This window comes from Streptomyces sp. HUAS MG91, from assembly GCF_040529335.1.
Lineage (GTDB): Bacteria > Actinomycetota > Actinomycetes > Streptomycetales > Streptomycetaceae > Streptomyces > Streptomyces tabacisoli.
On the sequence record NZ_CP159534.1, the window covers coordinates 8,202,346 to 8,219,524 of the forward strand.

At 72.5% G+C, this 17,179-nt stretch carries 17 protein-coding genes; 6 read left to right on the top strand and 11 right to left on the bottom strand.

Annotated features, from left to right (window positions below; translation table 11 throughout):
- Nucleotides 1-2 precede the first annotated feature (2 nt).
- A complete protein-coding gene (xylA, locus tag ABII15_RS37160) occupies nt 3-1,169 on the top strand; it encodes a xylose isomerase (RefSeq protein WP_353946694.1) in 1,167 nt (388 codons plus the stop codon).
- A 65-nt stretch (nt 1,170-1,234) separates the two neighbouring features.
- A complete protein-coding gene (locus tag ABII15_RS37165) occupies nt 1,235-1,612 on the top strand; it encodes a hypothetical protein (protein WP_353946695.1) in 378 nt (125 codons plus the stop codon).
- 35 nt (nt 1,613-1,647) lie between these two features.
- Here the strand turns inward: ABII15_RS37165 and ABII15_RS37170 are convergent, their stop codons facing one another.
- Nucleotides 1,648-3,021: an esterase-like activity of phytase family protein gene (locus ABII15_RS37170; protein WP_353946696.1), complete on the bottom strand. Its 1,374-nt coding sequence runs from the start codon at nt 3,019-3,021 to the stop codon at nt 1,648-1,650.
- Nucleotides 3,022-3,253: 232 nt separating this feature from the next.
- On the opposite strand from ABII15_RS37170, the gene ABII15_RS37175 reads away from it, so the two are divergent.
- Nucleotides 3,254-4,357: a substrate-binding domain-containing protein gene (locus ABII15_RS37175; protein ID WP_353946697.1), complete on the top strand. Its 1,104-nt coding sequence runs from the start codon at nt 3,254-3,256 to the stop codon at nt 4,355-4,357.
- Here the strand turns inward: ABII15_RS37175 and ABII15_RS37180 are convergent.
- The 8 genes from ABII15_RS37180 to ABII15_RS37215 all read right to left on the bottom strand — a co-directional run bounded on the left by ABII15_RS37180 (nt 4,338) and on the right by ABII15_RS37215 (nt 14,683).
- A complete protein-coding gene (locus ABII15_RS37180; protein ID WP_353946698.1) occupies nt 4,338-6,788 on the bottom strand; it encodes a polysaccharide lyase 8 family protein in 2,451 nt (816 codons plus the stop codon). The two genes, ABII15_RS37175 and ABII15_RS37180, sit on opposite strands and share 20 nt — an antisense overlap.
- 126 nt (nt 6,789-6,914) lie before the next feature.
- Nucleotides 6,915-8,309: an NADP-dependent succinic semialdehyde dehydrogenase gene (locus tag ABII15_RS37185; RefSeq protein WP_353946699.1), complete on the bottom strand. Its 1,395-nt coding sequence runs from the start codon at nt 8,307-8,309 to the stop codon at nt 6,915-6,917.
- A gap of 94 nt (nt 8,310-8,403) precedes the next feature.
- Nucleotides 8,404-8,865, bottom strand: a complete 462-nt coding sequence (locus ABII15_RS37190) for an NUDIX domain-containing protein (protein WP_353946700.1) — start codon at nt 8,863-8,865, stop codon at nt 8,404-8,406.
- A gap of 46 nt (nt 8,866-8,911) precedes the next feature.
- A complete protein-coding gene (locus ABII15_RS37195; protein ID WP_353946701.1) occupies nt 8,912-9,442 on the bottom strand; it encodes a GAF domain-containing protein in 531 nt (176 codons plus the stop codon).
- Between the two features lie 140 nt (nt 9,443-9,582).
- Nucleotides 9,583-11,115, bottom strand: a complete 1,533-nt coding sequence (locus ABII15_RS37200; RefSeq protein ID WP_353946702.1) for an MFS transporter — start codon at nt 11,113-11,115, stop codon at nt 9,583-9,585.
- A 131-nt stretch (nt 11,116-11,246) separates the two neighbouring features.
- A complete protein-coding gene (locus ABII15_RS37205; RefSeq protein WP_353946703.1) occupies nt 11,247-12,476 on the bottom strand; it encodes a cation:proton antiporter in 1,230 nt (409 codons plus the stop codon).
- A gap of 4 nt (nt 12,477-12,480) precedes the next feature.
- Nucleotides 12,481-12,966: a TrkA C-terminal domain-containing protein gene (locus ABII15_RS37210; RefSeq protein WP_353946704.1), complete on the bottom strand. Its 486-nt coding sequence runs from the start codon at nt 12,964-12,966 to the stop codon at nt 12,481-12,483.
- Nucleotides 12,967-13,096: 130 nt separating this feature from the next.
- Nucleotides 13,097-14,683: an ATP-dependent DNA ligase gene (locus ABII15_RS37215; RefSeq protein ID WP_353946705.1), complete on the bottom strand. Its 1,587-nt coding sequence runs from the start codon at nt 14,681-14,683 to the stop codon at nt 13,097-13,099.
- A gap of 237 nt (nt 14,684-14,920) precedes the next feature.
- Between ABII15_RS37215 and ABII15_RS37220 the strand changes: the two genes are divergently transcribed.
- On the top strand, nt 14,921-15,370 hold the full coding sequence (locus tag ABII15_RS37220; RefSeq protein WP_353946706.1) for an SsgA family sporulation/cell division regulator: 450 nt from the start codon (nt 14,921-14,923) through the stop codon (nt 15,368-15,370).
- On the opposite strand, the gene ABII15_RS37225 is transcribed toward ABII15_RS37220, so the two are convergent.
- On the bottom strand, nt 15,363-16,022 hold the full coding sequence (locus ABII15_RS37225) for a class I SAM-dependent methyltransferase (protein WP_353946707.1): 660 nt from the start codon (nt 16,020-16,022) through the stop codon (nt 15,363-15,365). The genes ABII15_RS37220 and ABII15_RS37225 overlap by 8 nt on opposite strands.
- A gap of 74 nt (nt 16,023-16,096) precedes the next feature.
- The gene (locus tag ABII15_RS37230; protein WP_353946708.1) at nt 16,097-16,591 is read right to left on the bottom strand and encodes a glutathione peroxidase; all 495 of its coding nucleotides are present in this window, start codon (nt 16,589-16,591) and stop codon (nt 16,097-16,099) included.
- Nucleotides 16,592-16,704: 113 nt separating this feature from the next.
- On the opposite strand from ABII15_RS37230, the gene ABII15_RS37235 reads away from it, so the two are divergent.
- A complete protein-coding gene (locus tag ABII15_RS37235; protein WP_353946709.1) occupies nt 16,705-16,908 on the top strand; it encodes a hypothetical protein in 204 nt (67 codons plus the stop codon).
- Nucleotides 16,905-17,162: a hypothetical protein gene (locus ABII15_RS37240; protein ID WP_353946710.1), complete on the top strand. Its 258-nt coding sequence runs from the start codon at nt 16,905-16,907 to the stop codon at nt 17,160-17,162. The genes ABII15_RS37235 and ABII15_RS37240 overlap by 4 nt, the downstream gene beginning before the upstream one ends.
- Nucleotides 17,163-17,179 lie beyond the last annotated feature (17 nt).

Below are 17,179 nucleotides of genomic sequence, written 5' to 3' on the forward strand. Positions count from 1 at the left end.
AGATGACGTACCAGCCCACTCCCGACGACAAGTTCAGCTTCGGCCTGTGGACGGTCGGCTGGCAGGGCCGCGACCCGTTCGGCGACGCCACCCGGCCCGCGCTCGACCCGGTGGAGTCGGTGCGGCGCCTGGCCGAACTCGGCGCGTACGGCGTCACGTTCCACGACGACGACCTGATTCCGTTCGGCGCCTCCGAGAGCGAGCGCGAGTCGCACATCAAGCGGTTCCGGCAGGCGCTCGACGCCACCGGCATCGTGGTGCCGATGGCGACGACGAACCTGTTCACGCACCCGGTCTTCAAGGACGGCGGCTTCACCGCCAACGACCGCGACGTGCGCCGCTACGCGCTGCGCAAGACGATCCGCAACATCGACCTCGCCGCCGAGCTGGGCGCGCAGACCTATGTGGCGTGGGGCGGCCGCGAGGGCGCCGAGTCGGGCGGTGCCAAGGACGTCCGGAACGCGCTCGACCGGATGAAGGAGGCCTTCGACCTGCTCGGTGAGTACGTCGTCGAGCAGGGCTACGACCTGAGGTTCGCCATCGAGCCCAAGCCCAACGAGCCGCGCGGCGACATCCTCCTGCCCACCATCGGCCACGCCCTCGCCTTCATCGAGCGGCTGGAGCGGCCCGAGATGTACGGCGTGAACCCCGAGGTCGGCCACGAGCAGATGGCGGGGCTGAACTTCCCGCACGGCATCGCGCAGGCGCTGTGGGCGGGCAAGCTGTTCCACATCGACCTCAACGGCCAGACCGGCATCAAGTACGACCAGGACCTGCGCTTCGGCGCCGGTGATCTGCGCTCCGCGTTCTGGCTGGTCGACCTGCTGGAGACGGCCGGCTACGCGGGCCCGCGCCACTTCGACTTCAAGCCGCCGCGGACCGAGGACATCGACGGCGTCTGGGCCTCCGCCGCGGGCTGCATGCGCAACTACCTGATCCTCAAGGAGCGCGCCGCGGCCTTCCGCGCCGACCCCGAGGTGCAGGAGGCGCTGCGGGCCTCGCGCCTGGACGAGCTCGCGCAGCCCACCGCCGCGGACGGGCTGGCGGCGCTGCTCGCCGACACGAGCGCGTATCAGGAGTTCGACGTGACGTCCGCCGCCGAGCGCGGCATGGCGTTCGAGCGGCTCGACCAGCTGGCGATGGACCACCTGCTGGCCGCGCGCGGCTGATTCGCGCCGGGCCGGTTTCCCGCGGAGGGTCGCGCGGCGGCCCGCCGACGGGCGACCCTGGGGGCATGGCCACGCCGCCCATGCCCCCGCAGCCGCCTGTGCCGCCGAGCGGTCCGCCACCGTCGGGCGGTGGCTTCGGTCCGCCGTCCGGCGGGCCGCGGCGCACCGGATCCGGCCGCTTCCAGGTCATCGCCGCGATCGTGGCCCTCGTCGTGATCGCCGTGGTCGTGATCGTGCTGGTGACGCGCGACGGCTCGTCGGGCGGCGACGACGGACCTTCGCCCGGCGGCAGCAGGCAGGCGACGCGGTCGCCGTCGCCCGGCCTGCCGAGCGAGCTGCCCAGTGCGTTGCCCACCGAACTGCCCAGTGGCCTCCCGTCGAAGATCCCGACGGAGCTGCCGAGCGGGCTGCTGCCGAGCGATCTGGAGAGCCTGGCCCGCTGAGGCGCACCCAGCGGGGCCCGCTCCCGACACACTCCCTAGCGGAGCGCGCCCTTGGGCAGCCGCACGTACGTCACCCGGGTCTCGATCCCGCTGTCCACGAGCCGTCCGTTCGCGTCGAACGCCCCCGCGCCGTCGGTCATCCCGAAGTCGTTGTCGTTGATCAGGGCCAGCGTGCCGTGTCCGACGACCGCCACCCCCTCGATCTTGTCCTGCACCCCGTCGACGGTGTTCAGGTCGACCACGAGCCGCTTCCTGAGCACCGGCACCTTCGCCGCCGCCGGGTCGTCGAGCTGCTCCAGGGACGGCGAGGTCGTCGCGTCGTCCCACCGGTCGCCCAGAATGTCGGCGCCGCGCGTGAGCCGCACCTCCTGGAGGCGGGCCGCCTTGTCGGTGCGCTCCTCGACGAGGAGCCGGTCGCCGCCGAGCGCCACGACGGAGGAGATCTTCAGCTCGGAGGTGTCGTCCTCACCCGGATCGACCTCGCCCACCGCGTCGAAGCGGTACGTGTACTCGGCCGTGACGGCCTGCTTCTTCGGGGAGAAGCGGAACAGGCGGGTGGTGCGCGAGGCGTCCCCGGCGTTCCCGTCGGGCAGGGACAGCGGGCTCTGGAGCGCCATCACCAGATCGCCGTTCGGGAGCAGGGCCAGGCCCTCGAAGCCGCGGTTGATCTTCCGGTGCAGGAGCACCGACGGCAGCGCCTCGACGACCGGGTAGTCGGCGTCCTTCAGGTTCAGCCCCTTCGGTACGTACCGGGTGAGCACCTTGCCGCGCGCCGACACGTGCACGAGCGAGGGCCCGTACTCGTCGACCAGCCAGAAGGTGCCGTCCGCGGCCCGCACGACGCCCTCGGTGTCCAGACCGTTCGGGTCGTACCCGAGAGGGGTCTTCGCGTCGTACGTGTACGGCTTCTCGTCGCGGCTCTCCTGGTTCGACAGGCCGGTGACGGCCTTGCCGGACCGCGTGGTGACCGGGATCGCGTCGAGGACCTTCACCCGGTCGCCGGTGACGCGGATCTTCACGATCGCCGGGTCGAAGCCGGGCACGGGGAACGTGCGGCGCTTGGTGCCGTCGACCTTGATCTGCCCGTTGGGGCCGCGGTCGGTGACCGTCCAGAACTCGCCCTCGCGGCCCGCCGGGTAGATGTCGGAGCCGATGCCGCCGAGGTCGACCCCGCGGTCGTCGGCGACGGTGCCCGGCAGCAGCCCGTTGCTGAACCCGCCGAGCGGCAGGTCGCCGAGCGTGGCGCTGCCGGTCACCTCGGCCCTGCCGGAGGGCTTGCCGGAAGCGGCCGGGGCGCCCGTCGCGGTCCCGGCGACGGCGAGCGCGGCCAGCGCGGCGAGCGGCACACCCGCGGCGACGGTGCGGCGTACGCCACGGACGCTGCGTGAGCCGGGGACGAGCGGGGACATGGTGCCTCCTGAGGCGCGGGAACACGGACTGCGGGGGACCGCGTGAGCGGTGCGATCTGCGCACACGGTCGACCCCGGCGCCGAACGCCCGGTGACGGGAGGGTGAAGGGAAGGGGTGAGGGAGGGTGAACGCGTGGTCGGTGACGCGCCCGTCCCCCTGAACGGCGGTGATCGATACGATGATGCCGCCCCGGCGCCGTCCGCGCCGGGCGTGCCAGGGGAGGCCCACGTCATGCGGCAGCACGTCGACCGACGGCACGCGCGGGTTCTCCAACTGGTTCGGGAACACGGCACGTTGCGCGTCGCCGACCTCGCGCGCGAACTCGGCGTCTCGCCGGTGACGCTCCGCCGCGACGTGGAGACCCTCGCCGCACAGGGCAGGCTCCGGCGGCTGCACGGCGCCGTCGCCCGGTCCGAGGAGAGCGCCGAACCACCGCCTCCCGGCGGGCAGTCGGGCCGGGGCGTCGTCGTCGGCATGGTGGTGCCGACCACCGACTACTACTACGCGGATGTGGTGCGCGGCGCCCGCGAGGCCGTCGAGGCGCGCGGCGCCCGGCTCGTCGTCGCCCTGTCGCGGTACCTGCCCGGCGAGGACAGCGCGCAGGCCGACCGGTTGCAGGCCTCCGGCGTGCACGGGCTGCTGCTCACCCCCAGCTGGGAGACCGGCAGCCCCGGCCCGGGGGAGGGGCTGCGGATCACCGAACGGACCGTGCCGACCGTCCTCGTGGAGCGGTCCGTGCCGCACGGCCATCCGGCGGCGGCCCTCGACAGGGTCCGCTCCGACCACGCCCACGGCGCCGCCGAGGCCGTACGGCATCTGGCCGCGCTCGGCCACCGCGGCATCGCGCTGGCCGCCCAGGAGTCGCCCACCACCGCCGAGTTGCGGCGCGGCCACGAGGCCGCCGTCGCGGCGCTCGGGCTGCGGCCCGCCCCCGTACCGCCGCGTGCGCCGCTGCCGTCCGGCGAGGCCGAGCGCTTCGAGCGGACCTTCGGCTACCTGCGGACGGCCGTCGAGGAGCACGGGGTGAGCGCCGCGATCCTGCACAGCGACGTCGACGCGATCGTCCTCGTGCCCCGGCTGCGCGCCCACGGCATCCGCGTCCCCGGCGACCTGGCCGTCATCACGTACGACGACGAGGTCGCCGCCCTCGCCGACCTGCCGCTGACCGCGGTCGCCCCCGCCAAGCGGACCGTGGGCCGGCGCGCCGCCGAACTGCTGCTGTCCCGGCTCGCCGCGCCGTCAGGAGCCCGCGAGCCGGGACAACACCTCGACATCCTCCCGGAGTTGCGCGTCCGGGAGTCGTGCGGCGCGTCGCTCAGGACAGCCGCAAGGTGATCTTCTGGGTCTGCCCGCCGGTTCCGCCGAGATCACCGAACGTCAGCTTCAGCTCCCGCCCCGGGGTCGCCGCCGTCACCGACCCCGGCTTCGACGTCACGGACGCGACGGGCCGCCGCCAGATCAGCGTGGCCGCCTTCACCGCCCGGTTCGGGTCGCTGACGCACACCGTCGCCGTGCCGTCGCGCCGTTCCCTGATCTGCACGATCAGCGGGGCGTCCACGGTGACCCGGTCCACGGTCCCCGGCTCCCAGAACACCGCCGACGTGAGACCGAGCGACGGCACCCGAACCCCTTGCCGCGCACCGGAGTTGACCGTGATGTCGATCCAGCCGCGGTCCGCCGCCCGTGCCGCGGTGCGAGGCTCGCTCGCGCCCGGCAGCAGCACGTACGCGTACGAGGCGTCGGCCGGGTCCGTGCCGTGGTCCGCGAGCAGGGTGACGTACCTGCGGGTGACCGGATCGTCCGAGCCGCCGCCGTTGATGCTCTGCCACGTCGCCGTACGTTCCTCGCGCAGCGCCGTGAGCGTGGTGCCACCGGGGAAGACATAGCCGCCGTGCCCGGCGAGATGGGCCCAACGGGCGTCCTGGACCGTCGCGTTCGAACCGGGATCGGCCACCCGGGTCCGGCCGTCCACCGTCAGGCGCGCCGTGCCCGACACCCCGAGATTGCGCGTGTCCACCACGCTCTCCACGCCCACGCCGTCCGTGCTCGTGATGCCCGCGCCGAGGCAGACCACCGCGTCGTCGAGGAAGAACCACGCCTTCCTCGCCCGCAGCGTCGACGACAGCCCACGGGTGTCCTGGGCCACCGCCGCGTACGTGCCGTCCGTCGCACCGCCCACCCATGTCGTGTCCGGCCGGGGCGCGCCCCACGCCCCGCCCTCGCCGTCCGCGAGCACCTTGCGCGAGACCGTCGTACCGGGCAGCCGGTACGGGTCCACGGTCGGCCAGTAGCCGTCGCTGTACTGCCCGCCGCCCGCACTGTCGTCGGCGGCCCACCAGGACAGCATTCCCGAACCGGTGTGCCAGCCGTGGAGGTTCTCGCCGTTGCCGTTCTCGTAGAACGTGATCGCCTTCGACGACATGGACACCGACGCCGTGAACCGGCTCGTGCGGTGCGTCGCGCGCGCCATCGACGGGAACAGCCGGTGCCCGGCCGGCTCGGCGGCCGCCTTCACCCCCGCGTCGGCGAGCAGCGCCGTGACCCGGGAGAGCGCGGCGACCCCGAGCGTGCGGCCGCTCGTCACGTCGCTGTACCGGTCGCGCGTGAACCAGCCCTTCGCGAGCGCCCGCCAGCGCGCGTTCTCCTCGGCGCTCGCGCCCTGCCCGAGCAGCAGGATCGAGGCGATGATCCCGTGGCCCCGGGAATGGTCGTCCTGCTGGACCTTCAGGGTGTCGCCGGCGACGAGGCCGCGGCTGATCGCGCGCCCCGCCACGTTGTCCATCACCAGACCGTCGTGCAGGAACGGCGCGTAGGCGGCCTCCACCGCGTCCAGGAAGATCTGACGCCGGCTGTCGGTGATCGCCCAGGTCGACCCGCCGAGCAGGGCGAACAGCCGGCTGAGGCCGTCGATGAGGACCGCGCCGTACGAGCCGGTGTACGGCACGTACGTGTGCTGGATCAGCGAGCCGTCGGCGTACAGCCCGTCGCCCGAGGTGACGTACGGGAACACCGGCGAGACGGAGTCCCGGGCCAGCGCGACCTTCGCGGCCGTGCCGTCGAGGATGCCGCGCAGCGCCAGGACCCGGCACAGATCGATGCGGTTGGCTCCGGTGCTGGTCCCCGAGTACGACGCCACCAGGGAGTCCGGGACGAAGTGGTCGACGGCCGCGATCGCCGCCGTCAGCTGCGCGGCGCTCAGGTGCTCGTACATCAGCACACAGATGTCGAGCAGCCGCTGCGGGGCGCCGATCTGGAAGTTGTACCAATTGCCGTACTGCTTCTGCGACGCGTTGAAGACCTGCTCGCCCAGGTGGTCCACGGCCGTGAGCACGGCGGTCCTGAGCGACGCGTCGCCGGTGAGGCCCGTCCCGGGCTGGCAGAAGGCCTCGGCCATCGAGCGGACGCGCTCGTAACTCGTCTGGAGCTTCTCGGAGTGGGCGAACGACTCGGTGTCCGTGTCGGGATCCGGGTCGCCGAACACGGCGTCGGGCCACAGCGACCCGTCGGCCGGGGCCATCGCGTCCTGCCACGCCTTCGCCTGCGTGCCGAGGGCGGCGAGCTTGGACTTGAACGGTTCGGCGGTCGGGCTGAAGCCCTCGCCGAGATACAGCGCCCGCCACTTCGCCCGCAGCGCGGCGAACTCGTCGTCCGCCGGCCCGTCCGCCGAGGCGGACGGGCCGGGTACCGCGACGGTGAGCGCGGCCCCGACGGCCGCCGAGGTGGCGAGGAAGGCGCGACGGGACCAGGGCAGGGACGGCGACGTCATGAAGAGCTCCGGGAGGCTGGGGATCCGCTGGGAGTAAGCGGTTTCTAGCACCCGGTGATTCAAACGCTCAAGAGAAACGCCCAAGGTGAGCGTTTCGATCGTTTGGGCAGGGGCGGGACGGGCCGCTCAGGCCCCGACCCACACCGTCGTGATGTTGCAGAACTCCTTGATGCCGTGGCCCGCCAGCTCGCGGCCGTATCCGGAGCGCTTGGCGCCACCGAACGGCAGCGCGGGATGCGAGGCCGTCATGCCGTTCACGAAGACGCCGCCCGCCTGACTGTCCTGCACGAACCGGTCGATGTCGGCCTCGTCGCCGGTCCACAGGTTCGAACTCAGGCCGAACGGCGTGTCGTTGGCGACCTCGATGGCCTGGTCGAGGCCAGTGACCCGGTACAGGGTCGCGACCGGGCCGAACGTCTCCTCGCGGTGGATGCGCATCTCCGGCGTCACATCGGCGAGCACGGTGGGCTCGTAGAACCAGCCGCGGTCCGCGAGGTCCTTGGGCCGCTGCCCGCCGCACAGCACGGTCGCGCCGCTCTCGACGGCATCGTCGACCAGCTCCTCCAGATCCTTGCGGCCCTGCTCGCTGGCGAGCGGCCCGACGTCCGTCGCCTCGTCCAGCGGGTCCCCGACGCGCAGCTCCCGCATCCCCGCCACGAACGCGTCCCGGAACTCCTCGAAGACGTCCTCGTGCACGATGAACCGCTTCGCCGCGATGCACGACTGCCCGTTGTTCTGCACCCGGGCCGTCACCGCCGTCCGCGCGGCCCGCGCGACGTCCGCCGACGGCATGACCACGTACGGGTCGCTGCCGCCGAGCTCCAGCACCGTCTTCTTCACCTCGTCGCCGGCGATCGCGGCGACCGAGCGGCCCGCCGGCTCGCTGCCGGTCAGGGTCGCGGCGGCCACCCGCTCGTCGCGCAGGATGCCCTCGACCGCGCCGGATCCGATCAGCAGCGTCTGGAAGCAGCCCTCGGGGAAACCGGCGCGCCGGAACAGGTCCTCCAGGTAGAGGGCGGTCTGCGGCACGTTCGACGCGTGCTTGAGCAGGCCCACGTTCCCGGCCATCAGGGCGGGCGCGGCGAACCGGACCACCTGCCACAGCGGGAAGTTCCACGGCATCACCGCGAGCACCACACCCAGCGGCCGGTAGCGGACGAGGGCGCGGGCGGCGCCGGAGTCCTTCACGTCCTGGTCGGACGGATGCTCGTCGGCGAGCAGATCCTGCGCGTTCTGCGCGTACCAGCGCATCGTCCTGGCGCACTTCGTCGCCTCGGCGCGGGCCGCGGCCACCGGTTTGCCCATCTCCGTCGTCATGACGCGGGCGATGTCCGGGGCGTCGGCCTCCAGTAGATCGGCGGCCTGCTGGAGCAGGCGCGCCCGGTCGAAGAACGTACTCGTGCGGTACGTGTCGAACGTGCGGGACGCCAGGGAGAGCTTCTCCTCGACGGCCTCGGGGGAGAGGGTGTCGTACGTCCGCAGCGTCTCGCCCGTGGCGGGGTTGACCGTCGCGATGGGCATGGGGGCGACCTCCTGTGCGCGGTTCCTTCGACCTTCCCGCGCCGCACGGGGCCGCGCAACGCGGGGTCGCCCCGAGTACCCGGCGAACCGCCCGTCAGACCTGCTCCGCGAGCCGGACCAGGAACGCCGCCTGCGCCCGCACGATCACCGCCCGCGCCGCCTCCAGGCCGAACCAGGCCGCCCGGTCCAGCTCCGGGAACTCGGCGCTCCGGCCGCTGCCGCGCGGCCACTCCATGGTGAAGGTGCCCGGCACCATGTCCGCCGGATCGAGATCGCCCTCCACCGCCCACACGATCACGTGCTTGCCGCCGGACTGGACCACCTCGCCGAGCGGCAGCGGCGCCCCGGCGGGCGCGGGCAGCCCCAGCTCCTCCTGGAACTCGCGCCGGGCCGCGTCCCAGGGCGTCTCGTCGTCCCCGTACTCGCCCTTGGGGACCGACCAGGCGCCCGCGTCGCGGTGCTCCCAGAAGGGGCCGCCCATGTGCCCGAGCATCACTTCGGGTCCGTCCGGTGTCCGGCGGAAGAGCAGGATTCCGGCGCTGCGTCTGGTGACCATGTGATCAGTCCCGGTGGAGTAGGGGCGGGCGGTGGGGTGCTGCTGATCAGGAGTCGAGCAGGTGCGGCTGCACGCCCCGTGCCGTGGCGTCGGCGAGGTGCTGGCCGAGACGTAGTTGCAGGGGCCCCGGTGGTCCCGTCCGCTCCGACAGCAGACTGAGCGAGCCGACCGCCCCGTCCGCGGTGCGCAGCGGCACCGCGACCACGCACGCGAACCCCAGCGAGCGTGCCATCGCCGTGTACGACGGCCAGTTGGCCCGCGCGTACGGGTGCGCGAGCGGCACCCCGCGGATCGGCTGCGCGGAGGCCCGGCAGTCGGCGCCGGGACCCTCGCCCCACGACAGCGCGGCCCGCTCCAGACGTAACCCGCGGTTGTCGGACGCGGCCACCTCGACCCGTCCGGTGGGCGGCTTGAGGACGGCCGCCGCCGACGGCACCTCCAGCAGCGCGACACAGTAGGCGACGAGTGTCGCGAGGGCCTGCGGCCCGCCGCGCACCGAGGCGTCGGCCACGTCGACGAAGGCCGTCGCGAGCCGTTCGCTGTCCACCTGGTACACCTCGTACGGCACTCCGCGCATGACGTCCCCCTCGCTCCGCTCCGAGCCCCGCCACCGCACCCCCGCCCGCCCGGCGAGAACGCGGAGCGGGCGGACTTTGCAGATGGGGTATGCCCCGTGAATGGCGGGCCCGAACCGTCACCGCACAGGTGAACGCCTTCCTACATGTGCACGGCGCCGTCGCCGCCGGACATCTGCCGGGGCGGTCCGGCACGGTAGAGCACCAGTGTGACCACGAAGCCCACCGCGAAGAAGATCGCGGACCATGTGTACGCGGTCGAGTAGCTCTCCATCGCGGCCTTCGCCTGCACCTGCGGGCTGGGCTGCTTGCCGACCAGATAGTTCGTGGCGGCGCTCGTGGCGAGCGTGTTGAGCAGGGCCGTGCCGATCGAACCGCCCACCTGCTGGCTGGTGTTGACCATCGCGGAGGCGACGCCCGCGTCGTGCGCGGCGATCCCGGCCGTGGCCAGGTTCATGGCGGTCGCGAAGATCAGACCGAGACCGATACCGGCCACGAGCAGCGGCGGCAGCACGTGCGGCGCGTAGCTGCTGTCGAGATCGAGCGCCGTCAGCCAGGCCATGCCGGCGGCCGCCAGCGCCATGCCGAGCGGCACGATCGGCTTCGGGCCGAGCCGGGGGACGAGGTAGTTGGTGGCGATGACCGACGAGACGACCATGCAGGCCACCATCGGCAGGAACGCGACACCCGTGAGCACCGGCGAGTACTGCAGGATCTGCTGCAAGTAGTACGTCAGGAACAGGAACACGCCGAACATGCCCGCGCCGGAGATGAACATCGCGAGATAGGACGCGCCGCGGTCCCGGTCCAGGATCACCCGCAGCGGCAGCAGCGGATGCTCGGCACGCGTCTCCCACCACGCGAACGCGGCGAGGAGGACCACACCGACCACGAGGAAGCCCCAGGTCAGCACATCGCCCCAGTCGTGCGTCTCCGCGTTGCTGAAGCCGTACACGATGCAGAACAGACCGACCGACACCAGGATCGTGCCGGGCACGTCCAGCTTCGGCCGGTCCGCGGGCCGGCCGCCGTGCAGCAGCCGCGCCCCGCCCAGCAGGGCGATCACGGCGAACACCAGGTTCACGTACAGGCACCAGCGCCAGTCCAGGTACTCCGTGAGCACACCGCCCAGCAGCAGACCCACGGCGCCGCCCGCACCCGCGATGGCGCCGTAGATGCCGAACGCCTTCGCGCGCTCCTTCGGGTCCGTGAACGTCGTCGTCAGCAGCGACAGCGCGGCCGGCGCCAGCAGCGCGCCGAACAGACCCTGGAGCGCCCGGGCGAACACCAGCATGCCGAAGCTCGTCGCGGCGCCGCCCAGCGCCGAGGCCGCGGCGAACCCGACGAGACCGGTCAGGAAGATGGCCTTGCGGCCCACCAGGTCGGCGACGCGCCCGCCGAGCAGCAGCAGGCTGCCGAACGCCAGGGCGTAGGCGGTGACGATCCACTGCCGGTTCCCGTCCGAGAACCCCAGATCCTTCTGCGCCGAGGGCAGGGCGATGTTCACGATCGTCGCGTCGAGCACCACCATCAGCTGAGCGAGCCCGATGACACCGAGGATCAGCCATCGGTGTTCGTGGTTGCCGCCGCCTGCGTACGGAACGCCACCTCCGCCCGCGGACGGGGTTCCGGTGCCGACGTCGGCGGCGGTGGCAGATTCGGGCGTGCGATCCATCGGTGGCCTCCAGACACCCAGGACACCCCCCGACCTCGCCACCCACGCTAAGCGCCCCGCTCACGGACGGCGACCGGGGAGAGAACGAGTTCGTTCTCTCCCCGGTCGCCGTCCGTGCGGGTGCGGTGGTGTCAGCGGATCTGCTCGTCGACCTGCGCGCCCTCCTCGGCGCTGCGCGGCGCCGGCACGGCCACGGGCTCCGGCGTCTTCATGCGGAAGAACCGCTGGGCGATCGGCTGCGTGTACCGCGCGGTGAGCGGTCCCACGATCACGAGGATCAGCACGTACGCGGTCGCCAGCGGCCCCAGACGGGGTTCGATGCCCGAGGTCACGGCGAGGCCGGCGATGACGATGGAGAACTCGCCGCGCGCCACGAGCGCGCCGCCGGCCCGCCACCGGCCCTTCAGCGAGATCCCGGCCCGTCGCGCGGCCCAGTACCCGGTGAAGATCTTCGTGCAGGCCGTCACCACGGCCAGCAGCAGCGCGGGCAGCAGCACCGGCGGAATGCTCGCCGGATCGGTGTGCAGCCCGAAGAAGACGAAGAAGACGGCCGCGAACAGGTCGCGCAGCGGCAGCAGCAACTGGTGCGCGCCCTCGGCCACTTCGCCGGACAGCGCGATGCCGACGAGGAACGCGCCGACGGCGGCGGAGACCTGCAGCTGCTGGGCGAGACCGGCCACCAGGATGGTCAGGCCGAGCACCACCAGGAGCAGCTTCTCCGGGTCGTCGCTCGACACGAACCGCGATATCTGCCGCCCGAACCGGACGGCGCAGAACAGCACCAGACCCGCCGCGCCGAGCGCGATCGCGAGGGTGAGACCGCCCGTCGCCCAGCCGACCCCGGCCAGCAGGGCGGTGATGATGGGCAGATACACGGCCATCGCCAGGTCCTCGAGCACGAGGATGCTCAGGATGACCGGCGTCTCGCGGTTGCCGAGCCGTCCGAGGTCGCCGAGCACCTTGGCGATGACACCGCTCGACGAGATCCAGGTGACACCGGCGAGCACCACCGCCGCGACCGGACCCCAGCCCATGAGCAGCGCGGCGGCCGCGCCCGGCAGGGCGTTGAACGTCATGTCGACGAGTCCCGCGGGGTACTGCGTCTTGAGGTTGTTGACGAGATCGCTCGCCGTGTATTCGAGCCCGAGCATCAGCAGCAGCAGGATGACCCCGATCTCGGAGCCGATCTCCACGAACTCCTCGCTCGCGCCGAGCGGCAGCAGCCCGCCCTCGCCGAACGCGAGACCGGCCAGCAGATAGAGCGGGATCGGCGAGAAGCTCAGCCGCCCGGCCAGCCTCCCGAGCAGCCCGAGGGCCAGGATGATCGCACCGAACTCGATGAGGAAGACAGCGGAATGCATCCGATCACTCCCGCCCCAGGATCGTGGCCGCCGCCTCGACGCCCTCACGGGTACCGATCACGATGACGGTGTCCCCGCCCGCGAGCCGGAAGTCCGGGGCCGGGGACGGGATCGCCTCGGCGCGGCGCAGCACGGCCACGATGGACGCACCGGTCTCGGTCCGCATCGCCGTCTCGCCGAGCAGCCGGCCGTTCCAGTAGGAGGCCCCCGGTATCTCGATCCGTTCGGCCACCAGACCCAGATCGGTGGTGTGGAGCAGGTTCGGGCTGTGGTGCGAGGGCATCAGCGCGTCGATGAGATACGCCGCCTCGCCCGAGGTCAGCTTCATCGACAGGGCGCACGCGTCCGGGTCGTCGGCCTGGTACGCGCTGAGCGTGCGGCCTCCGTCCCGGTGCGCGACGACCGACAGACGGCGCTGTTCTCGGGTGGTCAGGTCGTAGCGATGGCCGATCCCTGGCAGTGGTGTCCTGCTGAGCCGTGAAGCGGGCACGTCTCTCCCCTTGTCCGTGCGTGCATCGTGTGAGGGCCGCGCGGGCCGCGGCCCGGCGCCCATTAATTGGCGAATGCATCTTTCAATGTCGCAGTCACCTTATACGGCTCATCTTTTGGCAAAGAAAAGGTCAGGTGTCCGTTCCCGCGTCGAGGAGGTGCGGGTGCGCGGCGAGCACGGTGTCGACCGTGTCGGCCTGCTCGGCCGTCTTGTCGTCGCGGTACCGCACGACACGCGCGAACCGCAGAGTGACACCCGCCGGATAGCGCGTCGACCGCTGGAGGCCGTCGTAGGCGATCTCGACGACCAGTTCCGGGCGGACGGTGACCACGTGCCCGTCGTCCTCGACGGCCAGCTCCCGCAGCCGCTCGGTCTGCCAGGCCAGCAGCACGTCGGTGAGCCCCTTGAACGTCTTGCCGAGCATCGCGTACGAGCCGTCGTCGCGCCGGGCTCCGAGGTGCAGGTTGGAGAGCTTGCCGGTGCGCCGCCCGTGCCCCCACTCGGCGGCCAGCACCACCAGGTCCAGGGTGTGCACCGGCTTCACCTTCAGCCAGGACGCGCCGCGGCGGCCCGCGCCGTACGGCGCGGGCAGCTCTTTGACGACGACACCTTCGTGCCCGCGGGCGAGGGTGTCGGCGAAGAACCGCTCGGCCGCCGCGCGCTGTTCCTCGGCGGAGCCGTCCTCGACGACGTACCGCCGCACCCGCATCGGCTCCGGCACCAGCCGTACGAGGTGTGCGTGCCGCTCGCCGTACGGCAGATCCAGCAGATCGGGTCCGCCCGCCCGTCCGTCCTCCTCCGTCTCGGCGTAAAGCACGTCGAAGAAGACGGGGGAGAGGGGGAGCTCCTCGGCGGCGCGGGCCACGTCGACCCGCGAGCCGACGCGTCCGGCCACCTCCTGGAAGGCGCGCGGCCTGCCGGTGCCGTCGAGGGCGATGACCTCGCCGTCGAGGATGAACCGCTCACCCGCGAACTCCCGCACCGCGAGGACCACTTCGGGCAGCCGCTCGGTGATGTCGTCGAGCGTGCGGGTGAAGACGCGGACCTCGTCGCCGTCCCGGTGCACCTGGACCCGGATGCCGTCGAGCTTCTCCTCGACCGCGCACGCCCCGAGCTTGTCGAGCGCGTCGCCGACCGTCGCCGCGCTGTGCGCCAGCATCGGCAGCACCGGGCGGCCCACGGTCAGCCGGAACGCGTCGAGCGCGCCGGGTCCGTCCGCGAGCAGCGCCCGGGCCACCGGTTGCAGGCCGCCCGCGAGCATCACCGCGCGCCGCACGTCGGCCGAGGGGGTGTCCGTCGCCCGGGCGAGCCCTTCGAGCGCCACCGCGTCCAGGGCGCCCTGACGCACCTCACCGGTGACCAGCCCGACGAGGAACCGCTGCTCGTCCGCGGTGGCCGCGCCCATCAACTCCGCCACCAAGTGCTTGCGCCGCGTCTGTGATCCGGTCCCGGAGACGTCTTTCAGGGCGCTCAGCGCGGCGTCCACGTCCCGCACGGTCAGCCGCGGCCGGTCGGCGGGCGCCACCGGGTCGCCGATCACCCGCCAGCCGATCCCGAGCCGCCCCTGGGGAAGGCGTCCCGCCAGATACGGGATGACGATCGGCACGTCGTCGGCCGAGGCGTCCCGGAACAACTCGGCGAGCAGCGCGATCTTCCGGGTGCGGGCCGAGGTGGCGGCAACGTCCTGGGACACCTGAGCGAGCCGGGCGAAGAGCATGGAGCCATCGTGCAACGGGGACCGGGGCGGCGCATTGTGCGCGTGGTGCCGCTCCCCGTGCCGGATTGTCGGCCAGAAAGAGCGAATTTGTACCTTTGAGCGCCTTATGCCGGATGATGGAGGGGTGAGTGGCACAGGTCACACCTGCTTTTCGCCCAACGCCGTAACGGGTCTCCCGGCCGCCGCGTCGAACCGGCATCGGGAAGCCGTAGCGCAGCAGCAGAAAGGGAGCCCGCCATGCCGACCACCCTCCCCGTCACGCTGGACCAACCGACCCGCGCCCGGCTCGTCAGCGCGGGGCCCGCGGCGCCGGAGCGCCCTCTCACCGTCGGTCTGCGCTACGCCTCGGCCGACCCGCTGGCGATCAGCCTGGTGTTCCCGGCCGAGGCCACCCTCACCGGCACCGAGGTGATCTGGGCCTTCGCCCGCTCCCTCCTCGACGAGGGCCTGCGCACGCCCGCGGGCGCCGGCGACGTCCATGTGTGGCCGAGCGGCCGGAGCCGTACCGTCGTCGAACTGCACGCACCGGGCTGCCTGGCGGTCGTCCAGTTCGGCACCTCGGCGCTGCGGCGCTTCCTGCGGCGCACGTACGCGCTCGTGGCACCCGGCGACGAGGACCTGACGGAGCAGGTCCACCGCGTGCTCAGGGCGCTCTTCGGGTCCGACGGCGGCAGGGCCGTCACCTGAGACCGGCGGCGGGCACGCGGGCGAGGAGCTGGATGCCGGTCGACCGGTGCCCGTTCATCGTGGCCACGGCGACGGTCCGGGTGGCGACGGTGTCGAAGGCGGCGAGCAGGGCGGTGAGCCACTCGCGCGAGTGGTGCCGGCAGACCGCCCCGTCGGAGGTCTCGAACACTCCGTAGCCGCCGAAGCGGTCGGCGTCGCGGTCGTAGCGGCCGCGATTGCGTGCGTCGTCCTGGAGCGGGAGGTCGCTGAGGTAGAGGGTTCCGCCGGGCCTGAGGACACGGCGCAGTTCACCGATCAGCCGCCGCTGGGCATCGTCCCCCGGGACGCAGGTCAGCACGGCGAAGAGCAGTACCGCGTCGAAGGTCGCGTCCGGAAAGGGCAGATCCGGAGGTGCGTCCAGGACGCCGAACCGCATCGCGGGGTGCAGGCTCCGGGCCCGCTCGATCATCGCGGGCGAGCTGTCGACGCCCGTGAGGTCGGCGAAGCCGTGCCGCGCCAGCTCCTCCATGGTGCGCCCGTAACCGCATCCGTAGTCGAGCACGGCGGCGCGCTCTCCGAGCCGGTCGAGCCAGGGCGGATGGAGGGGGTGGGTGAACGTCTTGGTGGCGGCGACCGCGTCCCAGTATGGGACTTGGCTGTCGAGGTCACGCATGGCGAAGGCCTCCCGGAGGCGGTCCGTGTCCCGGCCGCGGTCGCCGCGGGCGGGACACGGCACAGGCGGGCGGATCAGGCGGCGCCGAGTTCCTTCTCGATGGCGGCGACGACCTCGGGCGCGTCCGGGACCGTCTGCGGCGAGAAGCGGGCCACGACATCGCCGGACCGGCCGACGAGGAACTTCTCGAAGTTCCAGCGGATGTCACCGCTGTGCCCCTCGGCGTCCGCGGTCTCGACGAGCTTCGCGTACAGCGGGTGCCGGTCGGCGCCGTTGACGTCGACCTTCTCCGTCATCGGGAAGGTGACTCCGTACGTGGCCGAGCAGAACTCGGCGATCTCGTCGGCGCTGCCGGGCTCCTGCCCCATGAACTGGTTGCACGGCACACCCAGCACGGTGAAGCCCCGCGCCGCGTACTGCTTCTGGAGCTCTTCGAGCGCGGTGTACTGCGGGGTGAGGCCGCACTTGGACGCGACATTGACGATCAGGACGGCCCGGCCTTCGTACTGGGCGAGGTCGGCGTCGCCGCCCTGGAGCGAGGCGATCCGGGTGTTCTCGTAGACAGACATGATCCGGAGCGTACGCCGTCGCCCCGGCCCGCCGGAGACTCCCGGGCGCGCCGCACGTCGCCACCCGAGGTGTCCGCTTGCACGGAAAATCGAACACGTGCTCTATTGAGGGCATGCGGAACTCCGTCACCGATGACCTTGTCCAGACACAGCGGGAGTGGACCGAGACCTACGAGCGCCTCGCCCGGGAGCCCGGCCGCACCGCGTTGCGGCGGCGCTTGCTGCACCTGTCCCGGGTGCTGGCCGGCGAGCGGCTCAGCCCGGGGGACCAGGCCGAGCTGCGGCGCAGGGCGCGCCAGGAGGCCGGTCGCTCATGACGGGCCCTGGGGCCGAGAGCCCGGACGGCGGTTCGGCAGACGAATTTCCCGGGATAGTGGTGCAGCGGCCGGCGCCGGGCGGGGGCCGCCGGGTCACCGTCGGTGCCGTGCGGCTCGGGATCGCGCACAGCGACCGCGACGTGATCGAGTTCCTGCGGCGCGCCGGGCTCGACGACGCCGATCAGCTCGTCCTCGGGGACTCCCCGGCCATTCAGTGGCGCGGCGGGCGCGCGCACGAGTACGGGGCGGTGTGACGGGGCGCCGGGCCCCG